This is a genomic window from Amycolatopsis sp. QT-25 (assembly GCF_029369745.1).
GTDB lineage: Bacteria > Actinomycetota > Actinomycetes > Mycobacteriales > Pseudonocardiaceae > Amycolatopsis.
The window spans coordinates 6,632,647-6,655,167 of the sequence record NZ_CP120210.1; the positions used below are offsets into that span (position 1 = coordinate 6,632,647).

Sequence of the window (22,521 nt, forward strand, 5' to 3'; positions counted from 1 at the left end):
TCACCCGTTGCCGACGGATCACGGCCGGGAACGTGGACAGTCCGCGACTCGACGCGGAAGCGTGTCTACACCGACCTGGGCTGCTTGAAGCCTGAGCGCGACGTCGGGAAGCACGACGTGCGCACCGTCTTCCACACGCTCCATTCGCCCGGCTCGCGGCTGGCCGATTCCACTCTCGTCCCCTGCGCCGATCCGGCCGTCCCGACCGGATGACCAGCGCAACCCCCGGATGCCATGAAAGGCCCCTTCATGGCGAATTTTGCCATGAAGAGGCCCTTCATAGCGCTTGAGCGAACGTGAAAGGGACCGTCACACCACGCCGTCGGCCTCGGCGGCCTTCGCGACGGCCGCGGCCACCTCGGGCGCGACCCGCGGGTCCAACGGGCTCGGGACGATCCGGTCCGGGCCGAGGTCGTCCTGCGCGACGGCGAAGATCGCTTCGGCCGCGGCCAGCTTCATGTTCTCCGTGATCGCCCGCGCGCCGGAGTCCAGCGCGCCGCGGAAGACACCGGGGAACGCCAGCACGTTGTTGATCTGGTTCGGGTAGTCGCTGCGCCCGGTCGCCACGATCTTGGCGTACTGCGACGCCACGGCCGGGTGAACCTCCGGGTCGGGGTTCGACAACGCGAACACGATCGCGTCGCCTGCCATCCCGGCCAGCAGGCTCTCGTCGATGGTCGCCCCGGACAGCCCCAGGAAGACGTCGGCACCCTTCAGCGCCTCGCCGAGGCCGCCGCGCAGACCGGCCGTGTTCGTGGTCTCGGCGAGCTTCTGCTTGATCGGGTTCAAGCCGTCGCGACCGGAGTGGATGATGCCGCGCGAATCGAGCACGGTGACGTCCGCGACGCCGGCGTTCCGCAGGATCCTGGCGCAGGCCACCCCCGCCGCGCCCGCTCCCGAGACGACCACGCGCTGGCCGGAGATGTCCTTGCCGAGGACCTGGTTCGCCCCGCGCAGCGCGGCCAGCGTGACGATCGCCGTGCCGTGCTGGTCGTCGTGCATGACCGGGCAGTCGAGGGCCTCCTTGAGGCGGTCCTCCAATTCGAAGCAGCGCGGCGCCGAGATGTCCTCCAGGTTCACCGCGCCGAACGACGGGCGCAGCCGGACCAGGGTCTCGACGATCTCGTCGACGTCGGTGGTGTCGAGCACCAGCGGGATCGAGTCGAGCCCGCCGAAGGTCTTGAACAGGACCGACTTGCCCTCCATGACCGGCAGCGACGCGCTCGCGCCGATGTCACCGAGGCCGAGCACCGCCGTACCGTCGCTCACCACCACGACCAGCCTGTCCGCCCACGTGTACCGCTTCGCCTTGGCCGCGTCCTCGGCGATCGCAAGGCTCACCTTCGCCACCCCAGGCGTGTACGCGACCGAGAGGTCACGGGGCGAGGAGATCGGGCGCGTCGCGGCCACGGAGAGCTTGCCGCCCTCGTGGCCCGCGAAGATCTCGGTGTCCGTCACTGGCGTGGTCATCGTGGTTCCCGTCGTTGCTTCCGCCGCGGCTAAGGACGGCGAAGACTCGATTCGAGCGAAGGTCATGGGATTCTCCTGGGACTGCGAGCGGGGGAACTGGCCGGTGAGCAGGCCGAAACTGGGCAGGGCCCGGCCACCTGGGGTAACTCGTCCTCCGACACGGCAGCCCAGCGCGGTAGCGCCGGCCTGTCGGCGAAGCGTCCAATCGGCCATCGGTGCCGTGGGTGTGGCGACGGCCGCGGACGCAGCGGTCAGATCATTGTGACAGGCAGGCGGACCAGTGTGCCCCTCTGGTGCGGTTCATGTCACAAAGCGGTCCGGCTTTCCGCAGCTCACGAGAGGTTTCGCAAGACGTCCATCCGGTTTGGGAACGCCTGGTTAGCATTGACGTCATGCAAGCCAGGCGCCTCGGCATCCCCGACTGTTTCGAGTTCACCCCGCACGTTTTCCCCGATCACCGCGGCCTGTTCGTGGCGCCGTTCCAGGAAGAGGTGTTCGTCGAAGCGGTCGGCCACCGGCTTCGCCTGGGACAGACCAACACCAGCGTCTCGCGGCGCGGTTCCCTCCGCGGCGTGCATTTCGCCGACACGCCGCCGGGGCAGGCGAAATACGTGTACTGCCCGAGTGGTTCGCTGCTGGACGTGATCGTCGACCTCCGGGTCGGCTCGCCCACTTTCGGCGAATGGGCGTCCGTACTGCTCGACAGCTCCGAATACAAAGCGGTCTACCTCGCCGAAGGCCTCGGCCACGCCTTCATGGCACTCGAAGACGAAACGGTCATGGCGTACCTCTGTTCCGAGCCGTACAACCCGGCGGGCGAGCACGGCGTCAACCCGATGGACATCGATCTCGCCTTGCCCTGGCCGCAGGACATCGAGCCCGTCGTGTCCGAAAAGGACATCGCCGCACCCCATCTGAAAGAGGCCTTGGAGCAGGGGTTGCTGCCGCGTTACGACGATTGCGTGGCGTACTACGAGAAGTTGCGGACCGCGGGCTGAGCTAGCGCGTCAAGTCCTCCCGCAGCACGCGTTCCACGTTCCGCTCGGCCAGCGCGGTGATCGTGACGAACGGGTTCACCCCGGTACTGCCCGGGATCAGCGATCCGTCGGTCACGTAGAGGTTTCGATAGCCCTTCACCCGGCCGTACGGATCGGTGGCCTCACCCAGCACCAGCCCACCCAGCGGGTGATAGGTGAACCGATCCTCGAACGACCGCGTATCCCCAAACAGGTCACTCCGGTAGATCGTGCGATTCGCGCGGTTGACCTTGTCGAACAACGACTTCGCCGCGCCGATCGACGACCGCCCCTGCGCCGCGTCCCACCGCAGTCGCGCGGAATCAGTGGCGGCGTCGTAGGTGAAGTGGCCGCGTTCGGGGTTCTTCGTGATCGCCAGATACAGGCTCAGCCAGGTCTCGATCCCGGCAGGCACCGGTGCGACCTCGGCGAAGACCGGGTTCACCGGGTCGTCCCACGCGTCGATGCCGAGCGCGGGCATCCCCGATTGCAGCGATCCGCCGACATCCCACGCGTGGCCGGCGCGGCCCAGCATCACGTTGCCGTTGGTGCCCCAGCCGCGGCCGACCTCGTCGTTCAGTTCGGGCAGCGTCCCGGTCTCCCGTGCCCGTACGAGCAGTTCCGTCGAACCCAGGCTGCCGGCGCCGAGGAACAGGTACTTCGCGCCGAGTTGCTTCCTCGCCACGACCACGCCGTCCTCCGTGGTCTCGTGCACGGTGAGGACGTAGGTGCCGTCGGCCTGGCGGGTGATCCCGCGAACCTGGTGCAGCGTCTGGATGGTCACCTTCCCGGTGCCCAGCGCGGCCGCGAGGTAGGTCTTGTCGAGGGAACGTTTGCCGTGGTTGTTTCCGTAGATGACCTCCGACGCGAGCGCCGACCGCGGCACCGTGCCGTCTTCTTCCCGCTTCATGTACTCGAAGTCGTAGACGCTGGGCACGAACACCGTCTTGAGTCCCGCTCGCGCCGCCGCCTTCCGGGAAACCCTCGCGTAGCGGTAGGAACGGCAGGTCTCGAACCAGCGCGGATCGATGTGGTTCACGCCGAGGGCCTGGTTGGCCCGCGGAAAGTACTTCCCGTACATCTCGTCGGCGTCGACGGCGGGCAGGATCTCCTCGAAGTACGACCGCCTCGGTGTCACGGCCATCGCGCCGTTGACCAGCGAGCCGCCGCCGACCCCTCGTCCGACGTAGACGGACATGTCGCCGTGGTCCACCCGGTCGAGGACACCGGGGTACCGTTCGATGTCGCGGTTGGCCAGGTCCAGCCACAGGAAGGACGCGAGCGGGGCCTGCGTGCGGTCCTTGAACCACATGGCCCGCCGGTCCGGCCGGAGCATGTCGCAGAAGACCTTGCCGTCCGGGCCGGGTTCGGCCCACAACCTGCCCATTTCGAGCATGACCGTGGGAATCCCGGCTTCACCGAGGCGGAGCGCGGTGACCGCGGCGCCGTAGCCGGTGCCGACGACCACGGCCGTCGAGAAGCCCGGAGACGATTCTCGAGCCCGCGCGGTGGAAATCGTGGTGAGCCCGAGAGTCGCGGCGGAGTTGAGCGCGGTGAACCCGAGGAACTCGCGGCGCGACAGTGCGGACATGGGCCGATGATCACCCGCCGTTCGACGCCGCTTCAAGGCCGAATCCGAAGCAAATTCGCGTCAGCTGGGTAAACACCGTTTATTTTCACTCGAACGTGGCAACTCCAGGGATCCCCCTGGGAACCTTCCCCGATGTGACCCAGGCCGACGCGGGCCAACGACCTACGTCCGGTTCAAGCCCCTCTGACCATCGCAATTAGTCACCTGGTTGCGGTAGTTGCACGCGCAAGGACCGCATTCACGTGCCGAATGGCGGGCGCGAGAGCGTCTTACTTCTTTTTGGTCACCCAGATGGTGATGGTCGCCGTGACAACGGATTTCCCGTTCGTGTCCGTGATCGTCACCGGCACGGGGAGCTCGAAGCCCTCGTCGCCGAATTCCGGCAACTCCGGCAGTTCGGCGACCGCGCGCAGGCCCGTTTCGGCCTTCGCCACGTAAGCGACCGTCATCCCCTTGGGCAGCCAGCGATGCGTCGTCGGGACGGTCGCCTCGGCGAGCATGCCCATGGCGATCTCGGCGAGGTTGCAGGCCGCGATCGCGTGATAGGTCTTGATGTGGTTGTGCACACCCCACCACTTCGGGGACGTCACCTCGCACCGGCCGGGACGCAGGTCGCGCACCGCCGGGAGCACCGTCCGGAAGTACGGCACCCGCAGGCACATCGCCGCCGAGAACAGCTGTTTGCCGACCGGCTTGCCCGCCAGCCGGTTCCACATCGCGTAGGTCGGATTCTGCGCCATCACGGTCTCCTCATCATGTTACTCTCCAGTAGCATAACCGGGACACAGGCTATATTCGCACCGTGGCAAATCGGCTCTTTCTCCTCCGGCACGGTCAGACCGAGTGGTCCGCCAACGGACGGCACACCGGACGCACCGACATCCCGCTCACGGCCGACGGCGAAGGGCAGGCCCGCGCGGCGGGCGGCACCCTGCGCGCGGTGCTCGGCGGCTCTCCCGCGCTCGTGCTGTCCAGTCCCCGCACCCGCGCGCTGCGGACGGCCGAACTGGCCGGGCTGCACGTCGACGAGGTCACCGAAGAGCTGGCCGAATGGGACTACGGCGATTACGAGGGCGTCACCACGCCGGTGATCCGCGAGACCGTGCCCGGATGGACGGTCTGGTCGCATCCGATCCCCGGCGGTGAAAGCGCGGAGGACGTCGACGCCCGCGCGGACAAGGTGATCGAACGCGTCCGCGGCCCGCTCGGCGAGGGCGACGTGATCCTCGTCGGTCACGGGCACTTCAGCCGCGTGCTGGTCGCACGCTGGATCGGCCTGCCGTCGACGGCGGGGGTCCACTTCGGACTCGACCCGGCCGGCGTCGCGGTGCTCGGCGACGAACGCGGCGAGCCCCAGATCGACCACCTCAACCTGCTCCCCACCTCAGAGGACGGACCGTGACCGACGACCGCATCCGGCGTATCCGCGAAGAAGACGTGGACGCCGTCGTCCAGCTCGTCTACGACCTCGCCGAGTTCGAACGCGCCCGGGACGAATGCCACCTCACGCCCGGGCAGCTGCGCACGGCGCTGTTCGGCGCGGCTCCCGGCCTGTTCGGGCACGTCGCCGAGGTCGACGGCGAGATCGTCGGCTACGCGCTCTGGTTCCTCAACTTCTCCACCTGGCGCGGTGTGCACGGCATCTACCTGGAAGACCTCTACGTCCGCCCCGAGCAGCGCGGCTCCGGCCTCGGCAAGGCGCTCCTGGCCACCCTCGCGGCAGTCTGCGTCGAGCGTGGGTACGCCCGCCTCGAATGGTCGGTGCTCGACTGGAACCCCGCGCAGGGCTTCTACAAGTCACTCGGCGCGGTGCCGATGGACGAATGGACCGTCGACCGCCTCACCGACGAACCCCTGAAGGCACTCGCCGCCCAGGCCTAGGCGTAACTCGCGTGATCAGAGACGTATCTCGCGTGATTGAAGGCGTAACTCGCGAGTTACGCCTTCGATCACGCGAGTTACGTCTCCAAACACGCGAGTGTGGAGTCAGGAGTCCCGCTCTTCGCGTTCGCGCCGCGCCGCACGGCCCGCGGCGCCGTCGCGCTCGGCGGCCTCCTCCTCGCTTTCGCCCTCCCGCATCCCGAGCGCCCACGCTCGCGAGGGGCGGCGGAACAGCAGCACGATGACGGCGACGCCGATCAGCGCGAGCGGCACTCCCCACAGCGGCTGCCCGGACGGGCCCGCGCCGTACCAGCCGACCCCCACCAGGATCAGCGCGACGACCACACCGGGCGACCTCGCCCACGTCTTCCCCAGCATCAGCCCGGCGGCGCAGGCCAGCGTTCCGGCGGCGAGGACGAGGTAATAGGCGACCTCGGCCACGAGGTTCTCCGGTCCCGCCTGGCCGTCGACCAGGAGCAGGATCGCGAACACGACGAGGGCGAGCCCCGGCAGCGCGGTGACGGCCCCGGCGAGGCGGACTTCACGGGGCGCGGGCGAGAGCTTGTCTGCGATGGACACGGCGAAACAGCCTTCCAGGCTTCCGGTCACGGCGCTCCACCAGGGCGGGTCACCGTACGTGAGCACTTTCGATCGTATGCCACCCGGTCGGCCGGTTTCCCCGGACCGCCGTACAGGAAGAATCGGAGGCGTCGTCGATGAGCGGGCGGTCGGCCCGGGTGCACTTGTCACGACACACTGCACGACACACTGTCGGTCACGGCGGTGAGGAGGAACGCCCGCCACAGGGGTCATACGGTGCTGCTTCGAGGCGCACGGGCACTGAGCTTCGCGTCACCTGACGCTCCCCTCTTCGGGCCGAAGAGGCTTACCCTGCGGTGTGTGCGTGCCATCCTCGTCGTGAATCCCCAGGCCACCTCGACCACCGCCGGTGGCCGTGACGTGCTGGCGCACGCACTGGCCAGCCAGGTCAAACTCGACGTGGTGGAGACCGACTACCGCGGCCACGCGATGGCCGTGGCACGGTCCGCCGCCCGTGACGGGATCGACCTGGTGGTCGCCCACGGCGGCGACGGCACGGTCAACGAGGTGGTCAACGGCCTGCTCGCGGACGCCGACGGTGATCCGGCGAAGGTGGGCGACGTCCCCATGCTCGGTGTCGTGCCGGGCGGCTCGGCGAACGTCTTCGCCCGCGCGCTGGGCATCGCGCACGATCCCGTGGAAGCGACCTATCAGCTTCTCAACGCCATCGAGAACGACCGGAGCCGCAAAGTCGGGCTCGGGATCGCCGACGGCCATTGGTTCACCTTCAACGCCGGCCTCGGCTGGGACGCCGACGTCGTCGGCCGGGTGGCCAAGCGACGGGGCAAACAGACCACCGCCGGGCTCTATCTGAGGGCCGCCGTGGTGTCGCATCTGCGGCCTCCGCTCGGCCGTCCGCCCCTCACGGTCCGGATTCCGGGTGAAGAGCCCACCGAAGTGCTGACCGCTTTCGTGTCGAACACCGATCCGTGGAGTTATCTGGGAGACCGTCCCGTCCACCTGAACCCGGGCAGTTCGTTCGACACCGGATTGGGCCTTTTCGCGTTGAACGGTCTGCGATTGCCCACCGTGTTCAAGCATGTACGGCAGGCGTTGCTCACGAAGAGCGACCAACGCGGACGACGTCTCCTTCGTCACGATGACCTGCCGATGATCCGCATCGACGCTGCTGAACCGGTAAACTTCCAGGTGGACGGCGACCTCGTCGGCCAGCGGAAGCGGGTGGAGTTCTTCAGCGTCCCGGAAGCACTGACGGTAATCGTCTGACGACCGGACCGCTGATCGTCTGCGGCAAAGTGCGACCTGCCGCTCATCGACGCAGAACCTCCGCTCACCGCATCGGCCTTCCCTCCGGAAGGCTGTTTCGGAACGAAACCGCAGGTCAGAAGCGTCGCTCGGCCGGGTGAGCTGACTCACCGATCTGCAGAAAACCCTTGTCGAAACGAGTGCTTCGTGAAAGCATTCACAAGCACCCAAAAAAACGACCGCCATGACGACTATGGCGCGGAGTACCGCGCCGTTATGAAGGAGCTCAGAAACATGGACTGGCGCCATGACGCGGCCTGCCGAGACGAGGACCCCGAGCTGTTCTTCCCGGTGGGAACCAGCGGTCCTGCTCTGTCGCAGGTAACTCAGGCGAAATCCGTGTGCCACCGCTGCACCGTCGCTTCCGACTGCCTGGCCTGGGCTTTGGCCAGCGGGCAGGACGCAGGCGTCTGGGGCGGGATGAGCGAGGACGAGCGACGGGCCCTGAAGCGCCGTCGTACGCACATCGGCACGCGTACCTCCGCCTGAGTTTTCAAGACTCAGCACGCTTCATCGAAATAACCGAAATCGAGTAGCACCCCAAGCTTCGGGAATCCCGCGGCGCGACGGCTGCATGGCCCTGCGTCGCGAGGGGACACCTACCCGACTTGAGCTTAACAAGCGAGGCCGACACGCCCTCACGGGGGTATGGCTTCACCGGACTTTCTCCAAGTCCTCCCGCGGAACCGTTACAGGGCCGGCGCCATCTTTCTCTTCGGGCGCCGGCCCTAAAACGTGTCCGGATGAGACAGTCCACAAAGGATGATCACCAGGGACAGTCCACTAGAGACGCCGCGACAACGGGATCCGCAGGGCCGCTTCGGTTCCCGCACGGCGGCCGCCGATCTCCTCGGATTCTCCGCGCAGTCCGCGCAGTGACAGCGATCCGCGCAGTTCCGACTCCACCAGGGTCCGCACGATCTGCAACCCGAGTCCGTCGCTGCGTTCCAGCGAGAACCCGGCGGGCAGCCCGCGGCCGTTGTCGCGGATGACGACGTCGAGCCAGCGGGCCGAGCGTTCCACCTCGAGTTCGACCTTGCCCGGCCGTCCGCCGGGGAACGCGTGCTCGATGGCGTTCTGGACCAGTTCGGCCAGCACCATCACCAGCGGCGTCGCGATCTCGGCGACGACGACGCCGAACGAGCCCGTGCGCGAAAGACCGACCTGCGATTCGGCCGTGGCGACCTCGCCGACCATCGGGAGGACGTTGTCGAGCAGCTTGTCGAGATCGACCCGTTCGTCCACCGAGATGGACAGCGCCTCGTGCACCATCGCGATCGAAGAGACCCGGCGCACGGACTCGCCGAGCGCGAGCCGCGCCTCCTCGCTGGCGGTCCGGCGTGACTGGAGCCGCAGCAGCGCGGCGACGGTCTGGAGGTTGTTCTTCACCCGATGGTGGATTTCACGGATGGTCGCGTCCTTCGAAAGGAGGGCGCGGTCACGGCGCTTGACCTCGGTGACATCGCGCACCAGCACCAGCGCGCCCGCGGCCTGGCCGGCGGGACGCAGCGGCAGCGCACGGAACAGCACGACGGCGCCGCGGCGGGAATCCGCCTCGGTGCGGCTGCTGGGCTTGCCGTCGAGCGCTTCGATGATCCGGTGCGACACCTCGGTCGCGTCGAACGGGTCACGGATCAGAGAGCGGGTCAACGGCGCGAGGCGCTGCCCGACGAGGTCGGATTCGTGCCCCATCCGGTGATAGGCCGACAACCCGTTCGGACTGGCGAAGACCACGGTGCCGGTCGGGTCGAGGCGGATCAGGCCGTCGCCGACGCGCGGGCTGGTGTGCGTGTCCGTCTGGTTGCCCGGGCTGGGGAAGGTGCCGTCGACGATCATCTGGCACAGGTCGCCCGCGCTGCCGAGGTAGGCGATTTCGAGCGGGCTCGGCACCCGTGAGGCCGCCAGGTTGGTCTCGCGGCTGAGAACGGCGATCACCGTGCCGGCGAACACCACCGGGATCGCCTCACGGCGCATCGGCAGGTCGCGATACCAGTGCGGATCCTCTTCGCGGCAGATCCGCACCTCGCGGCTCGCCTTGGCCAGCTGGGGATGCTCGTCGACGGTGAAGCGGGAGCCGACGACGTCCTCCGGATGGGCGGTCGGCGCCGTCGTCGGGCGCGCGTGCGCGACGCAGACGTAGTCGCCACCGTCGGGCTGCAACTCCTCCGAGACGGCGACCCAAAGCAGGAAGTCGGCGAAGGACAGATCGGCCAGCAGCTGCCATTCGGCGACCACGGTCTGGAGATGATCCGCGGCCTCACCGGACAGGCCGGTGTTCTCCGCGAGCAGATCGGCAAGGGTGGACACGTCCCCATCCAAGCAGGGTGAGGGCCGCATGACACACTGGAGAGGTTGACCCTGGCCCAGCGGTGTCGTATCACCCCGCGAGGGCCACTCGGACGAGGAGTGAAACATGTCGAAGCGCGCCCGCAAGCGTCGCGACCGTAAGAAGAACGGCGCGAACCACGGCAAGAAGCCCAACTCCTGATCATTCGATCAGACGACGAAGGCCCCCGCACCGATCCGGTACGGGGGCCTTCGTGTGTCCCGAGTCGCCTTACTCGAAGGTCTGCTCGATCTTGACCTCGGTGCGCTCGATGGTGATGGCGCCCTTGGTCTGCACGGTCTGGCGGATCGACGCCCGCAGCCGGGACTTGAGCTCGTCCGGCGCGTGGTCGCCGCCACACTTACGGGCGAGCAGCTGCTTGATGTGCTCGTCGATCCCGTATTCCTCGAGGCACGGCGGGCAGTCCTCGATGTGCTTGCGCAGGGCGGCGTCGCGCTCGGCGCTGCATTCCTTGTCCAGCAACAGGTAGATGTCGGCGAGCGCCTCCTCGCACCTGACCTTGTCGTCCGCGCCGGCGCAGTAGTCCTCGCTCATCGCCCCGCCACCTCCCGCTGTTCGTCCGCGCGGATGAAGCCCCGCTCGCGGGCGACATCGGCGAGCAGGTCACGGAGCTGGGCGCGGCCGCGGTGCAGCCGGGACATCACGGTGCCGATGGGCGTGTCCATGATCTCGGCGATCTCCTTGTACGCGAAACCTTCGACATCGGCGAGGTAGACCGCGAGGCGGAACTCCTCCGGCAGCTTCTGCAGCGCTTCCTTGACGTCGGCGTCGGGCAGGTTGTCCATCGCCTCGACTTCGGCCGAGCGCAGCCCGCTGGAGGTGTGGCTCTCCGCCTTGGCGATCTGCCAGTCGGTGATCTCCTCGGTGGGCTGCTGCACCGGCTGGCGCTGACGCTTGCGATAGCCGTTGATGTAGGTGTTCGTGAGGATGCGGTACATCCACGCCTTGAGATTCGTACCCGCCTTGAAGGACGCGAAGGCCGCGTACGCCTTCAGGTACGTCTCTTGGACGAGGTCCTCGGCGTCGGCGGGATTCCGGGTCATCCGCATGGCGGCCGAGTACAGCTGGTCGAGCAGGGGCATCGCGTCCCGCTCGAAGCGCTCGGCCCGCGCGGCCGCCTCTTCGGCGTCCGTGCCCGTGTCCGGCGCGGGATTCTGCGTGCTCGGCAAACCGTTCCCTTCCCGATCGGCGTCGATGCGCTTGTGCGCATGAGACGACGTCGAGTTTACGCGCGGACGGATCACCTGGCCGCCCGGCGTGCGCGGGATCAGGATTCGGGGAGCTTCGAGTGTGGTGGACACGTGCCTTCCAACAGTGCGGCCCGGCGGGGCATTCCCGGCGCGCTCGTAGACTCCGCCCATGGCAGGCAAGGGAACCCCGGCGACGGCACTGCTGGCGAAGCAGAAGGTGGCACACGTACTGCACGCCTACGACCACGATCCACGGGCCGAGTCGTACGGTCTCGAAGCCGTCGAGGCGCTGGGGCTCGATCCCGCGCGCGTGTTCAAGACACTGGTCGCCGAGGTCGACGGGAAACTGACCGTCGGCGTGGTCCCGGTCACCGGCCAGCTGGACCTGAAGGCGCTGGCGGCCGCCGCGGGCGGCAAGAAGGCGAAGATGGCCGACCCCGCCGCCGCGCAGCGCGCGACGGGCTACGTGCTCGGCGGCATCTCGCCGCTCGGGCACCGGAGCCGGCTGCCGGTGGTGATCGACGCCTCGGCGGAGAAGTTCGAGACCGTGCACTGCTCGGCCGGGCGCCGGGGCCTGGAGGTCGAACTCGCGCCCGGTGACCTGGTGCGGCTGACCGGTGCCGTGGTGGCTCCCATCGCGGGCTGACGCCCCGTCTCAGCGGTCCGTGAAGGCCTCCTCGGCGGATCCTTGTTTGCTTGCCCAGGGGAATCCGGCCTTCTCTCGCTGTCGCTGTGGGCGGCGTGTCCTCCGGCGATCAAGCACCGGAACGCCCTCTCGACGATGGAGGAATAGGGATACTCAACGTCCCGATTCCTCCATCGTCGGCACCCGGTACGCGCTGAGCGATCACCACATACCCCTCCGCTTTCCTCGCGCCAGGCGCACGGAAGGGCTTTCGCGGCAGCGGCACTGAGGGAGCAAGGGACCTTTAGTATCGCTAGCTTTCCTAGCGGCGCTAGCGCAATCGCAGGCGCCGCGGCAGCCGAGGAGGCGCGAATTTCACCCCAGCGAGGGAGCGGGGTCGGTCCGCGGCGGGAAGCTCACGCGGCCGCGTCCGGGAATCGTCGTCGGCAAGCGAACGACGACTTCTGGGAGCGACGAAATGACCGAGACCTTGCCCGGTGTGCCGAGATGGGCGAACCTCGCCGCCCACGCGACGCTGCTAGTGACGTTGCCGTCCGGGCTCTGGCGGATCGCGATGGGCCTCGGCCTGCCGGTCGGGTTCACCGCGCAAGGGTTGGAGGAGTTCGGCATCCCCGGCTGGGGCCAGGCCTACGTCTTCGGCCTGAGCCTGCTCGCCGAAGCGCTCGCGTTCCTCACCCTCGGGCTGGTCCGGCCGTGGGGTGAGGTGTGGCCGCGCTGGATCCCGGGGCTGCGTGGCCGCCGGATCCCGCCGCTCGCCGCGATCCTCCCGGCCGCCGCGGGGGCGATCGCGCTGACCGCGCTGAGCGTTCAGGGGTTGTTCGGCTGGGCGGAGGCCGGTTCTTCGATGGCGCAGGGCAGCTGGGAGGGTTCGCCGGTCTACGGCATCGTCATGGCGGCCTGTTACGCGCCGCTCCTGCTCTGGGGTCCGTTGCTGGCGGTCGTCACCGTGCACTACGCCCGGCGACGGCTCTCAGGCGAGCGGCCGCAGCACACGCTCCAGCCACTCGGCGGCCGCGCGTGACACGCCCTCCAGGTCCGCGCTGAGATCGTGGTCGCCCTCGAGCACCACGATCTCGTGATGCGGTCCCGCCTCGGGCAGGCCGAACGGGTCACGCGCGCCCTGCACCACGAGCGTCGGGACCTCGACGGCGTCCAGCTCGCCCTGCCGGGACTTCTCCGGCTTCCCGGGCGGGTGTTCGGGGAAAGCCAGGCAGAGCACCGCCACCGCCTGTCCCGCCGCGGCGGTCCGGCAGGCGACGCGGGCCCCGGAGGATCGGCCGCCGAAGACGATCGGAAGGTCGTCGAAGCGCGCCGAAATCTCGTCGGCCACGGCGAGCCAGGCGGTGTCGAGCTGGGTGGCGGGCGCGGGAGCACGACGGCCCGCCACCCGGTACGGCTGTTCGACGAGCGCGACGTGGACACCGGCCGCCTGCGCCGCCCGGGTGACCGCGACCAGGTCGTTCGCGCCGATCCCGCCGCCCGCGCCGTGGCCGAGCATCAGCACCGCGATGCCGTCGGCGGCACAGTGCAGCTCGACCCGCGCGGGGCCGTGGGCGGTGTCGATCTCCAGTTTCGTCATGACTTCGGCACGTCGAAGAGCGCGGTGTCGGCGGCGGGTTCGACGCGGTCCAGCAGCTGCGGGCCGTTGTTGCGGACGTTGTTGACCAGGCTGGAGACCGGCCGCAGCTCGATCGTATCGACCAGGTCCTCGGCGGGCGGGACGAGCAGCTCGGTGACGTCGGGCCGATCGGGGTCGAGCCAGGTGTCCCACTTCTCGCGCGGCATCAGCAGCGGCATGCGGTGGTGGATGTCGGTGAGCCTGCCGACCGAGTCCGTGGTGATCACGGAGAAGGTGATCAGCGGGTCGGCGTCCTTGTCGTCCTTCGGCCGCCAGGTCTCCCAGATTCCGGCGAACGCGAGCGAGCCGTCATCCGGTCCGGTCATGAAGAAGGGCTGCTTCTCCTTGCCGTCTCGCCGCCACTCGTACCAGCCGTCGGCGGGGACGAGACAACGCCGCGCGGAGACCGCCTTCTTGAACGACGGCTTCTCCTCGGCCGTCTCGGCACGCGTGTTGATCATCTTCGAGCCGACTCCCGGGTCCTTCGCCCAGAAGGGGACCAGTCCCCAGCGCATCATCCGCAGCGACCGGACGGCGGGCTCGTCCTCGAGCACCGCGCCGTCGGCGTCCCGCGGATGCCGCTGGACCACGATGGGGACGTCCTTGGTCGGCGCCACGTTGTGATCGGTCCGGATCCGGCCCTCGGTCAGATCCACCGCGGCGAACTCGTCGATCAGCGCCGCGGGGTCCTTGGTGGCGGCATAGCGCCCGCACATGCGAAAACCTCCCTGATCGACCGCCATCGTTACACGCCGGCCCGGCGATGGCGAACAGCATGGGATCATTGGTCCGCGGTGGGCGAAGAGCAGGAGGCGGTTTGGCTGGCAAGGACTGGCACAGGCTGGACGAATCCGACGTGCGGATCCGTCCCGGCAAGGGCACCAGGCCGCGCAGCAAACGCCGTCCCGAGCACGCCGACGCCTCCACCGCGATGGTCGTCGGCAAGGACCGAGGGCGGTGGACCTGCGCGATCGACTCCGATCCGGAGCGGGTCGTCACCGCGATGCGGGCCCGCGAGATGGGCCGCGTCTCGGTCGTCGTCGGCGACACCGTCGGCATCGTCGGCGACGTGAGCGGCAAGCCGGACACCCTCGCCCGCATCATCCGGGTGGAGGAGCGCTCCAGTGTGCTGCGCCGGACGGCGGACGACACCGATCCCTTCGAACGGGTGGTCGTCGCCAACGCCGAACAGTTGCTGATCGTGACCGCGCTGGCCGATCCCCCGCCGCGCACCGGCTTCATCGATCGCTGCCTCGTCGCCTGTTACGCGGGTGGCCTGAAACCGGTCCTGTGCCTGACGAAGGCCGACCTCGCGAGCCCGGACGAACTCCTCGCCGGTTACGCGGGCCTCGACATCCCGGCCGTGGTCACCCGGCACGACGAGCATCCGGAGGAGCTGACCGGACGGCTCACGGACCGGGTCACCGCGCTGGTCGGCCATTCCGGCGTCGGGAAGTCCACTTTGGTCAACCGGCTGGTGCCGGACGCCGGACTGGCGACCGGGGTGGTCAGCGCGGTCGGCAAGGGCAGGCACACGTCCGTCGCGGCGGTCGCGCTGTCCCTGCCCGGCGGCGGCTGGGTGGTCGACACGCCGGGCATCCGCTCCTTCGGGCTCGCGCACGTGACCGCCGACGACATCGTGCTCGCCTTCGAGGAGTTCGCCGAGGCGGCCGAAGAGTGCCCCTCCGGCTGCGGCCACCTCGGACCGCCTTCGGACCCGGACTGCGCGCTCGACGACGTGGTCACCGAGGGTCACGCGAGCACGGAGCGACTGGGCTCGTTGCGTCGACTTTTGGGTTCCCGAGCCGGGCATGACGACGACCGGTAACTAATTCCCGTCCGCAGCGATAACCCGTTCGGATTAGATCAACTTTTCTGAGGGGTCCTTTTGAAGCGCGTAACCACGCTCGCCGCCATCACCACGGCCGCCGTCCTGGCGCTGTCCGCCTGCGGTGGCGAGAAGCAGCCAGGCGCGGCTGCTCCCGCTCCTTCCGAAACGAAGAGCATGCTTTCGTCACCGCTGGGCGACGCGGTCCAGCTGGCCGCTCTCACCAGGGAGAGCACGACGAAGGCCAAGTCGTCGAAGGTCTCCATGGAGGCCGCCTCCGGCGGCCAGACCATGACCGTGACCGGTCAGGGCCTGTACGACGGCGACAACAGCAAGTTCTCGATGTCGATGGACAGCGACGGCAAGAAGATGGACATCCTGTTCGTCGACAAGGCGCTGTACTTCAAGCTCGACGCCGCCGACAAGGCGGAGATGAAGACCGACAAGGAGTACGTGAAGATCTCGGCCGACGGCCAGGATCCGATGTCTCAGCTGCTCGGCAAGATGATGTCGAAGGCCGTCAAGGACAGCGACCCGTCCCGCACCCTCGAGCAGGTCGCGAAGGCCGGGAAGATCAAGAACGCCGACCAGGTCCAGCTGAACGGCGAGCTGACCAACCACTACGTCATCGACATCGAGGTCGAGAAGGCCATCGCGCTCGTCGTGGGCGAGGCCGGTGTGCCGCTCCCGCCGGAGGCGCAGAAGCAGATCGACGCGAAGCTCAAGGGCAAGAACGTCACCATCCCCACCGAGCTGTGGCTCAACGCCGACAACCTTCCGCTGCAGGTCACCATGGACCAGACCGCGTTCATGAAGGCGCTGGGCGCTCCCGGTGAGGGCTCGTCGAAGGCCACGATCAAGTACACCGACTGGGGCACGCCGATCACCGTCACGGCCCCGCCCGCCGACCAGGTCGGCGACCTGGCGGAGATCATGAAGAAGGCCGGCGGCCGGTAGTGCGTCGCACCTTCGAGGTGGCCGCGGTGGGCGGCTGACCACTGCTCGCGCGTGAAGGCCCCTTCCTTCGGTTCAGCCGAGGGAAGGGGCCTTCACGCGTACCCCGACATTCGGACGGTGGAAATCCACACGACAGGCACTACGGTGGTGGTACAGACCATTCACCCGAGGGAGTCCTATGCGTGCCACCGGATTCGCTGCCGTCTGTACCGCTCTCCTGCTGCTGGGCGGCTGTTCCGGCGGAGAGGAACCGGCGGCGCCACCCGCGCAGGACGCGGCGCAACTGGCTTCGGCCGCCACCGCGGGCACCCAGAAGGCCCGTTCGTCCAAGATCGCGCTCGAGACCACCGCGGCGGACGGCCGCAAGGTCGTCGTCACCAGTTCCGGGCTCTACGAGGGCCCGAACAGCAAGTTCTCCATGGTCGCCGAGATCGGCGGTGAGAAACGGGACCTGATCTTCGCCGACGGTGTCCTCTACTACCACCTGTCGGACGCCCAGCTCCAGGAGAACAAGAGCGGCAAGGAATGGGTCAAGATCACCGCCGACGGCAAGGACGCGCTCTCCGCGGCCAACGGCGCTTTGATGACGAACGTCGTCGAGACGTTGGATCCGACCCGCACGATCGACCGGATCGCGAAATCGGGCAAGGTCACCAAGTCCGAACAGGCCGACGTGAACGGCACGGCCGCCACGCACTACGTCCTCGACCTCGGCGGCGCCCCCGCCGAGGTGTGGCTGGACGCCGAGCAGCGGCCGGTGCGGGTCGACATCGACAAGGCCACGGTGAAGTACGAAGGCTGGGCTTCGGACGTGGTGATCATCGCGCCGCCGCCCGAGGCGGTCGGCGACAGCCGCTGAGCCGTTCCCCCGATCGGGGCGAGGTTCGCGGCTGTGTTTCGCGGCTGTGTTTCGCTGGGGTGCCCGCACTGTGAAAGCAGGTCCTCATGCGAAGAACGGCCCTGTCGACCGTCGTGTTCGTACTCTGCGCACTGCTCGGCGCGTGCGACGGCGAGGCCGTCTCGTTCCCCGACGCCCGCGCGCTCGCCGACGGGGCCATGTCCGCCATGAACGGCAAGGCCGCGAAGTTCGCCACGGACGTCACGGCGGGCTCGATGCGTTCGAAGAGCCAGGGACGGGCGCGGGTGGCGGGGATGGGCACCGCACTGGCCATGACCACGGACTTCCTCGGTGAGGCGCTCGAACTCCGGCTGGTCGACAAGACCGTCTTCGCCAAGGTTCCCGAGACCACCCGTGAGGACGTTCCCGGCGGCAAACCGTGGGTCAAGGTCTCCCCCGACGGCGCGGACCCCTTCTCGCAGGTCGCCGGCGGCAGCATCGACCAGCTGGCGAAGCAGAACGATCCCGCCCGCGCGCTCGACCAGGTCCGGCGGGCGGGCACACTGACCGAATCGGGGCACGTCGAACTCGACGGCGTGACCGCCGAGCACTACCGGCTCGACGTCGACCTGGCCGCGCTGGGCGGTGACCTGCCCGCCGGGTTGTCGGCGGAAGCCGTCGGGGAGCTGCCCGGCGAACTCGGGAAGCTCCCGATGGAGGTCTGGCTCGACGACGCGCACCAGCCGCTGCGGATCGTGCTCGACCTCGCCCCCGTCCTCGCCGCTTCCGGCGTCCCGGACAGCGCGCTGGCCAGGATCGTCACGCAGTACCGCGAATGGGGCACACAGGCCGACATCCAGGCGCCACCGCCGGAGGAAATCGGGGAGATCCCGCCAGGCTGACCCGGTCACGTTCCCCGAGCCCGTCTCGTCCCTGCGGTGAAGGCGACAGGAGGAACGAACATGCGCGTGATGGTGACCGGGGTGCTGGGGCGACCACTGGTGCGCCGGCTGCCGGCCGAAGGCCACGAGGTGAGCGGGCTGACCCGCGGCGTGGACCGCGTCGTGGCGGTGCGGGCCACCGGTGCGAAACCGGTGCGGGGCTCGCTGTTCGACGTCGATGCGCCGGCAGGCGCGCTGCACGGACACGACGCGGTGGTGAACGTCGCGACGCGGATCCCGGACGCGCGCCACGGCATGACGTCGTCCGACGGGGCCGAGAACGACCGAGTGCGGATCGACGGCAGCCGGACCCTCGCCGACGTCGTCCGACGGGTCGGCGAGCTGGAAATCGTCGTGCAGGAAGGGATTCGTTCGTCTACGCCGACGGCGGCGACAAGGAGCTGGACGAAGACGCGCCCCTCGCGCCGCGCGGCGCCATCGCGTCCTCGACGGTGGCGCACGCGAACATCGCGGCACTGGCGGACGAGGGCCGCACCGCGATCCGGCTGCGCGTCGGGGCTCCCGGTCACCGCAATTCGGCACCTGGTTGCGATCGTTGCACGCGCAAGGATCGCAACCGGGTGCCGAATTGCGGAGAAGAGCTAGAGGAGTTCCAGCAAGAACGGGAGTTCTTGGGGCGCGTACCAGGCGAGTTCGTGGTCTTCGGCGTCACCGAGGGTGAATTCCGCGTCCGGATCGCCGAGGTCGGCCTGGTCGATCACCGCGGCGGCGGCCCGCACGGACTCCGCGGCCTCGGCCGCGTCGACGTGGATCGCGGCGACGTCGGCGATCTTCACCGGCCCGGGCAGCCGGACGACGGCGGCGTCGAGATCCGGGCGCGGCGTGACCTCCTCGACGTCGGCCGAGATCACCACCCGCCGCGGCTCGGGCTTCTCCTCGGCCGAGATCAGCCGCAGCGACGCCCTGGCCGCGTCGAGCAGCGCGGCGTACTCGAGTTCTTCGTCGGATCCGCTGGCATAGGACTCCCGCAGCGCCGGGGTCAGCGCGAATCCCGTGCCGCTGCGCGCCCGGAACTCTCCCGAGGTTTCGAGTTCACGGAGCATCGTGATCGTCGCCGGTAGATAGACCCTCACCAGTGCGCACCCTTCAGCTCTTCCAACGATTCCTCGATCATCCCGGCGAGCAGGTCCACATCGGACACGGCCTTGCGGTCGCCGTTCAGTCCGAAGTAGACACCGCCGTGATACGAGGTGACCCCGATCGCCAGCGCCTGATTGCGCACCAGCGGCATGACCGGGAACATCTCCACCATCTTCGCCTGTCCCGCGTAGAGCGGCACCTGCGGGCCCGGCGAGTTCGTGATCAGCACGTTGAAGATGCGCCCCGACATCGATCCGGCCACCCGCGCGCCCAGCGAATGCAGCGTCGCCGGCGCGAACCCGCCGACCGTCAGCAGCCCGCGTGCCGCGACCGAACGGCCGGAGTCGAGGTGGTCCGCCATCGCGTGGCCGATGTGCTGCAACCGCAGGACCGCGTTCGGCTCGCCCACCGGAAGATCCACCAGATAGGCGTCGACCTGGTTCCCGACCAAGGCCGGCGTCGAGTATTCGGCCGTCTCGGCGTCGCGGACGGCCATCGGCACCAGCGCGCGCACGGTCGTCGTCGCGGTCAGGTGCGAACCTCGGGAAAGCAGCCATTCCCGCAACGCGCCGGTGATCACCGCGAGCACGACGTCGTTGACCGTGCCTCCGTGGTTCGCGCGGACCTCGCGGAAGTCCTCCAGCCGCGTTCGGACGACGGCGAACACGCGACCGCCGGAGGTGCGGACGTTGAGCGGCCCGGACGGTGCCGGATGCACCATCGTCTTCAGCGCCGACGCGACGTCACCGACCGTTTCGGAGACCTTGCCCGCCATCGCGGTGGCGTCGTGGGCGATGGACCGGACGTTCTCCACCAGCTCCGTCGGCCGCTGCACGGTCTCGGCGACCGCGTCGAGGATCAGCTGGGTGCGGCTCGGTTCCCGGCGCGGCTGCCAGTTGTCGTCGACCGGTTCCGGCTCCTGCGGGGTGGCGTCGAGGATCAGCTGCCCGAGATCGATGGTGCCCAGCCCGTCCACGACCGATTGGTGCGTCTTGGTCACCAGCGCGACGCGGTCCCCCGCGAGCCCCTCGACGAAGTACGCCTCCCAGAGTGGCCTTCCCAGGTCGAGCCGCCTCGACATCAGCCGCGCCACGAGCTCGAAGAGCTGGCCGTCGGAGCCCGGCTGCGGCAGCGCGGACCGGCGGACGTGGTAGTTCAGGTCGAAGTCGACGTCGTCGGCCCACACCGGCCGGGCGAGATGCCCCGGCACCTCCAGCACCCGTTGCCGGTAGCGCGGCAGGAACGCCAGGCGCTGCCCGACGAGGTCCAGCAGCTGCTCGTGGCCGAAGCCGTCGCGCGGTCGCTCGAAGATCGCCACCCCGCCGACGTGCATGGGGGTCGAGTGGTCTTCCACGTACAGGAACGAGGCGTCGAGCGCGGAAAGGCGGTCGGGCATGGGCCGATCCTTACACAGTGGGACACTCGCCGGTGTGGGTGATGAGTCGGTGATCTCGCCGAAGGACCGGTTCCTGACGGTGTACGGGCGCAAACCGGTGCTCGAGGCGCTGGACGACACGACGCTCGAGGTGGACAAGGTGATTCTCGCCGACACCGTGCGCGGGCCGAACGCCGCCGAGATCGAACGGGCCGCCAAGGCCGCCGGGGTGCCGGTGCGGCGCGCGAGCGCGCACCGCGTCAAGGTGCTGGCCGGCAACGGCAAACAGGACCAAGGGGTGCTGGCCGACGTCGTCGCCCCGCGAATGCGGTCGCTGCACGCGGCCCTTTCCGACGGCAGGCCGCCGTCACGGGTGCTGCTGCTCGACGGCATCACCACCCCGGCGAACGTCGGGATGATCCTGCGCACGGCGACCGCCGCCGGGTTGGACGGCGTCGTGGTGCCGCGGCGCGGGGTCGCCGCCCTCGACCCGATGGTGGTCAAGGCTTCGGCCGGGGTCGCGTTCCGCGCGCCGGTGCTGCGGTGCGGCAGCGCGCGCGAAGCGGCCGAAATGCTCACCGAAGCCGGGTACGGGATCTACGCCCTGGGCGCTTCGGCACCCGGTTCGGTGTTCGATGTCGAGCTGCCCCAGCGCGCGGCCTTCGTACTGGGCGGGGAAACGAACGGGGTCGGCGCCGAGGTCGGCGAACTGGTGACCGAATGGGTGTCGATCCCGATGCCCGGCGAGGTCGAGTCGCTCAACGTCTCGGCCGCCGCCGCGGTGCTGTCCTTCGAGCTGGTGCGCCGGGTCACGGCTTCGGGAACAAAGCGCTGAGCTCGGTCAGCGTCTCTTCGACCGACGTGTGGTGCACTCCCGCCATTCCGGCCGACACCGCGGCGCGGACGTTGTGCGCCGCGTCGTCGACGAACACGCACCGGTCGGCAGGCAGGTCGAGCAGCCCCGCGGTGAGCAGGTAGACCTCGCGTTCGGGTTTGGCCACGCCGACCTCGCCGGAGAAGACCAGCACGTCGAAGAACGGGGCGAGCGACCGCTTGGCCTCGTCCGACGCGCCGGGTGCGTTCGACAGCAAGGCCGTTTTGATACCGCGGCCCCTGGCCGCCCGCAGATAGGCGTACAGCTCGTCCGCGCCGTCGTCCGTGAGCACCCCGACGTAGTCGACGACCAGCCCGTTCAGCACCGGCCCACCGTACACAAGCGATCACCGCACGGTTCATCCTCTCGGGCGGTCCCTGTCGCCGGTGGGCCCGCCACCGGTCCCTTACTTGCTGGGCGTGGCCGAGGGGCCGCGAAGGGGGACTGTCTGATGAGTTCGTACGTACTGAGACGGCTTGAACCGTTCGAACCGCCGTATCGGCTCGACGGCAGGCCGGGCAGGGCGGTGCACCGGGTGGCGCCGCCGGACAACCAGCTCGTGCTCGATCTGCCGCTGGCCGGCGAAAAGACCGTGGAAGTACCGGAGCCACGGCCCGACACGCCGGACAGGCGGCAGGTCGGCAGGCTGCTGACCACCATCCTCGAAGCCTGTGACGGACGCCGTCCGGCGGTCCAGGTGCGGCCGATCCTCGACCCCGCGCTCCACAGCGCGCTGCTCGACCAAGGCCGGCGCCGTCCACCGGGCGGCTATCGCCCGAAGTCGGTACATCTGTGCCATCCCGCTGACGGCGTCATCGAGGCCTGCGCGACCGTCGAACAGAACGACCGCTGCCTCGCCTTGGCCGCGCGTTTCGAGCGGACGTCGGCGGGCTGGGTGTGCACCCGCTTCCACCTGTTGAAGCCACCGCGCCGCGTCTCCGCGCTCCGGCTCACCGCATGACGGTGTCGCTTCGCGGGCGAG

At 68.9% G+C, this 22,521-nt stretch carries 27 protein-coding genes; 15 read left to right on the forward strand and 12 right to left on the reverse strand.

What is annotated here, in order from left to right; translation table 11 throughout:
- Positions 1-84 precede the first annotated feature (84 nt).
- Positions 85-213, forward strand: coding sequence for a hypothetical protein (locus P3102_RS30935; protein ID WP_276363968.1), 129 nt, complete (start codon positions 85-87; stop codon positions 211-213).
- A gap of 96 nt (positions 214-309) precedes the next feature.
- Here P3102_RS30935 and P3102_RS30940 read toward each other — a convergent pair whose 3' ends face one another.
- Positions 310-1,470, reverse strand: coding sequence for an NADP-dependent malic enzyme (locus tag P3102_RS30940; RefSeq protein ID WP_276363969.1), 1,161 nt, complete (start codon positions 1,468-1,470; stop codon positions 310-312).
- A gap of 392 nt (positions 1,471-1,862) precedes the next feature.
- Between P3102_RS30940 and P3102_RS30945 the strand changes: the two genes are divergently transcribed.
- Positions 1,863-2,468, forward strand: coding sequence for a dTDP-4-dehydrorhamnose 3,5-epimerase family protein (locus tag P3102_RS30945; protein ID WP_276363971.1), 606 nt, complete (start codon positions 1,863-1,865; stop codon positions 2,466-2,468).
- Between the two features lies 1 nt (position 2,469).
- On the opposite strand, the gene P3102_RS30950 is transcribed toward P3102_RS30945, so the two are convergent.
- Together P3102_RS30950 and P3102_RS30955 are read right to left on the reverse strand one after the other, a co-directional pair.
- Positions 2,470-4,077, reverse strand: coding sequence for a GMC oxidoreductase (locus P3102_RS30950; RefSeq protein ID WP_276363973.1), 1,608 nt, complete (start codon positions 4,075-4,077; stop codon positions 2,470-2,472).
- Positions 4,078-4,346: 269 nt separating this feature from the next.
- Positions 4,347-4,817 carry a hotdog fold domain-containing protein gene (locus P3102_RS30955; protein ID WP_276363975.1) on the reverse strand — a complete coding sequence of 157 codons (471 nt, stop codon included), beginning with the start codon at positions 4,815-4,817 and terminating at the stop codon, positions 4,347-4,349.
- A gap of 62 nt (positions 4,818-4,879) precedes the next feature.
- On the opposite strand from P3102_RS30955, the gene P3102_RS30960 reads away from it, so the two are divergent.
- Positions 4,880-5,479 carry an acid phosphatase gene (locus P3102_RS30960; protein ID WP_276363976.1) on the forward strand — a complete coding sequence of 200 codons (600 nt, stop codon included), beginning with the start codon at positions 4,880-4,882 and terminating at the stop codon, positions 5,477-5,479.
- Positions 5,476-5,958: a GNAT family N-acetyltransferase gene (locus P3102_RS30965; protein ID WP_276363978.1), complete on the forward strand. Its 483-nt coding sequence runs from the start codon at positions 5,476-5,478 to the stop codon at positions 5,956-5,958. Before P3102_RS30960 ends, P3102_RS30965 begins: the two co-directional genes overlap by 4 nt.
- 105 nt (positions 5,959-6,063) lie before the next feature.
- Here P3102_RS30965 and P3102_RS30970 read toward each other — a convergent pair whose 3' ends face one another.
- Positions 6,064-6,567, reverse strand: coding sequence for a hypothetical protein (locus tag P3102_RS30970; RefSeq protein WP_276363980.1), 504 nt, complete (start codon positions 6,565-6,567; stop codon positions 6,064-6,066).
- Positions 6,568-6,858: 291 nt separating this feature from the next.
- Here P3102_RS30970 and P3102_RS30975 point away from each other — a divergent pair, with 291 nt between their 5' ends.
- Together P3102_RS30975 and P3102_RS30980 are read left to right on the forward strand one after the other, a co-directional pair.
- On the forward strand, positions 6,859-7,785 hold the full coding sequence (locus P3102_RS30975) for a diacylglycerol kinase family protein (RefSeq protein WP_276363981.1): 927 nt from the start codon (positions 6,859-6,861) through the stop codon (positions 7,783-7,785).
- A 273-nt stretch (positions 7,786-8,058) separates the two neighbouring features.
- Positions 8,059-8,313 carry a WhiB family transcriptional regulator gene (locus tag P3102_RS30980; protein ID WP_026466945.1) on the forward strand — a complete coding sequence of 85 codons (255 nt, stop codon included), beginning with the start codon at positions 8,059-8,061 and terminating at the stop codon, positions 8,311-8,313.
- 294 nt (positions 8,314-8,607) lie between these two features.
- Here P3102_RS30980 and P3102_RS30985 read toward each other — a convergent pair whose 3' ends face one another.
- The 3 genes from P3102_RS30985 to P3102_RS30995 form a co-directional block, all read right to left on the reverse strand.
- On the reverse strand, positions 8,608-10,131 hold the full coding sequence (locus P3102_RS30985; protein WP_276363983.1) for a PAS domain-containing sensor histidine kinase: 1,524 nt from the start codon (positions 10,129-10,131) through the stop codon (positions 8,608-8,610).
- Positions 10,132-10,381: 250 nt separating this feature from the next.
- On the reverse strand, positions 10,382-10,705 hold the full coding sequence (gene rsrA, locus P3102_RS30990) for a mycothiol system anti-sigma-R factor (RefSeq protein ID WP_276363985.1): 324 nt from the start codon (positions 10,703-10,705) through the stop codon (positions 10,382-10,384).
- A complete protein-coding gene (locus P3102_RS30995) occupies positions 10,702-11,340 on the reverse strand; it encodes a sigma-70 family RNA polymerase sigma factor (RefSeq protein ID WP_276371426.1) in 639 nt (212 codons plus the stop codon). The genes rsrA and P3102_RS30995 overlap by 4 nt, the downstream gene beginning before the upstream one ends.
- 190 nt (positions 11,341-11,530) lie before the next feature.
- On the opposite strand from P3102_RS30995, the gene ybaK reads away from it, so the two are divergent.
- Both ybaK and P3102_RS31005 read left to right on the forward strand, forming a co-directional pair.
- On the forward strand, positions 11,531-12,007 hold the full coding sequence (ybaK, locus tag P3102_RS31000; RefSeq protein WP_276363987.1) for a Cys-tRNA(Pro) deacylase: 477 nt from the start codon (positions 11,531-11,533) through the stop codon (positions 12,005-12,007).
- A 457-nt stretch (positions 12,008-12,464) separates the two neighbouring features.
- Positions 12,465-13,028: a hypothetical protein gene (locus tag P3102_RS31005; protein WP_276363988.1), complete on the forward strand. Its 564-nt coding sequence runs from the start codon at positions 12,465-12,467 to the stop codon at positions 13,026-13,028.
- On the opposite strand, the gene P3102_RS31010 is transcribed toward P3102_RS31005, so the two are convergent.
- A complete protein-coding gene (locus P3102_RS31010; RefSeq protein WP_276363990.1) occupies positions 12,978-13,586 on the reverse strand; it encodes an alpha/beta family hydrolase in 609 nt (202 codons plus the stop codon). The two genes, P3102_RS31005 and P3102_RS31010, sit on opposite strands and share 51 nt — an antisense overlap.
- Complete coding sequence (locus P3102_RS31015) at positions 13,583-14,341, reverse strand: SOS response-associated peptidase (protein ID WP_276363991.1); 759 nt, start codon at positions 14,339-14,341, stop codon at positions 13,583-13,585. Before P3102_RS31015 ends, P3102_RS31010 begins: the two co-directional genes overlap by 4 nt.
- Positions 14,342-14,442: 101 nt before the next feature.
- On the opposite strand from P3102_RS31015, the gene rsgA reads away from it, so the two are divergent.
- The 5 genes from rsgA (at position 14,443) to P3102_RS31040 (ending at position 18,795) form a co-directional block, all read left to right on the forward strand.
- Positions 14,443-15,453: a ribosome small subunit-dependent GTPase A gene (rsgA, locus tag P3102_RS31020; protein ID WP_276363992.1), complete on the forward strand. Its 1,011-nt coding sequence runs from the start codon at positions 14,443-14,445 to the stop codon at positions 15,451-15,453.
- A 60-nt stretch (positions 15,454-15,513) separates the two neighbouring features.
- Positions 15,514-16,410 (forward strand): hypothetical protein, encoded by an 897-nt coding sequence (locus P3102_RS31025; protein ID WP_276363994.1) that lies wholly within the window; start codon positions 15,514-15,516, stop codon positions 16,408-16,410.
- 178 nt (positions 16,411-16,588) lie between these two features.
- Positions 16,589-17,269 carry a hypothetical protein gene (locus P3102_RS31030; protein ID WP_276363996.1) on the forward strand — a complete coding sequence of 227 codons (681 nt, stop codon included), beginning with the start codon at positions 16,589-16,591 and terminating at the stop codon, positions 17,267-17,269.
- An 86-nt stretch (positions 17,270-17,355) separates the two neighbouring features.
- The gene (locus tag P3102_RS31035; RefSeq protein ID WP_276363998.1) at positions 17,356-18,150 is read left to right on the forward strand and encodes a hypothetical protein; all 795 of its coding nucleotides are present in this window, start codon (positions 17,356-17,358) and stop codon (positions 18,148-18,150) included.
- A gap of 60 nt (positions 18,151-18,210) precedes the next feature.
- A complete protein-coding gene (locus tag P3102_RS31040; protein WP_276363999.1) occupies positions 18,211-18,795 on the forward strand; it encodes an NAD(P)H-binding protein in 585 nt (194 codons plus the stop codon).
- Here the strand turns inward: P3102_RS31040 and P3102_RS31045 are convergent.
- Together P3102_RS31045 and P3102_RS31050 are read right to left on the reverse strand one after the other, a co-directional pair.
- The gene (locus tag P3102_RS31045) at positions 18,792-19,283 is read right to left on the reverse strand and encodes a hypothetical protein (RefSeq protein WP_276364001.1); all 492 of its coding nucleotides are present in this window, start codon (positions 19,281-19,283) and stop codon (positions 18,792-18,794) included. The two genes, P3102_RS31040 and P3102_RS31045, sit on opposite strands and share 4 nt — an antisense overlap.
- Positions 19,280-20,686, reverse strand: coding sequence for a wax ester/triacylglycerol synthase family O-acyltransferase (locus P3102_RS31050; protein ID WP_276364003.1), 1,407 nt, complete (start codon positions 20,684-20,686; stop codon positions 19,280-19,282). The genes P3102_RS31045 and P3102_RS31050 overlap by 4 nt, the downstream gene beginning before the upstream one ends.
- A 34-nt stretch (positions 20,687-20,720) precedes the next feature.
- Between P3102_RS31050 and P3102_RS31055 the strand changes: the two genes are divergently transcribed.
- On the forward strand, positions 20,721-21,500 hold the full coding sequence (locus tag P3102_RS31055; protein ID WP_276364004.1) for an RNA methyltransferase: 780 nt from the start codon (positions 20,721-20,723) through the stop codon (positions 21,498-21,500).
- On the opposite strand, the gene P3102_RS31060 is transcribed toward P3102_RS31055, so the two are convergent.
- Positions 21,475-21,879, reverse strand: a complete 405-nt coding sequence (locus tag P3102_RS31060; RefSeq protein ID WP_276364006.1) for an HAD-IA family hydrolase — start codon at positions 21,877-21,879, stop codon at positions 21,475-21,477. The two genes, P3102_RS31055 and P3102_RS31060, sit on opposite strands and share 26 nt — an antisense overlap.
- A 111-nt stretch (positions 21,880-21,990) precedes the next feature.
- Between P3102_RS31060 and P3102_RS31065 the strand changes: the two genes are divergently transcribed.
- Positions 21,991-22,500 carry an Rv3235 family protein gene (locus tag P3102_RS31065; protein WP_276364008.1) on the forward strand — a complete coding sequence of 170 codons (510 nt, stop codon included), beginning with the start codon at positions 21,991-21,993 and terminating at the stop codon, positions 22,498-22,500.
- Positions 22,501-22,521: the final 21 nt, after the last annotated feature.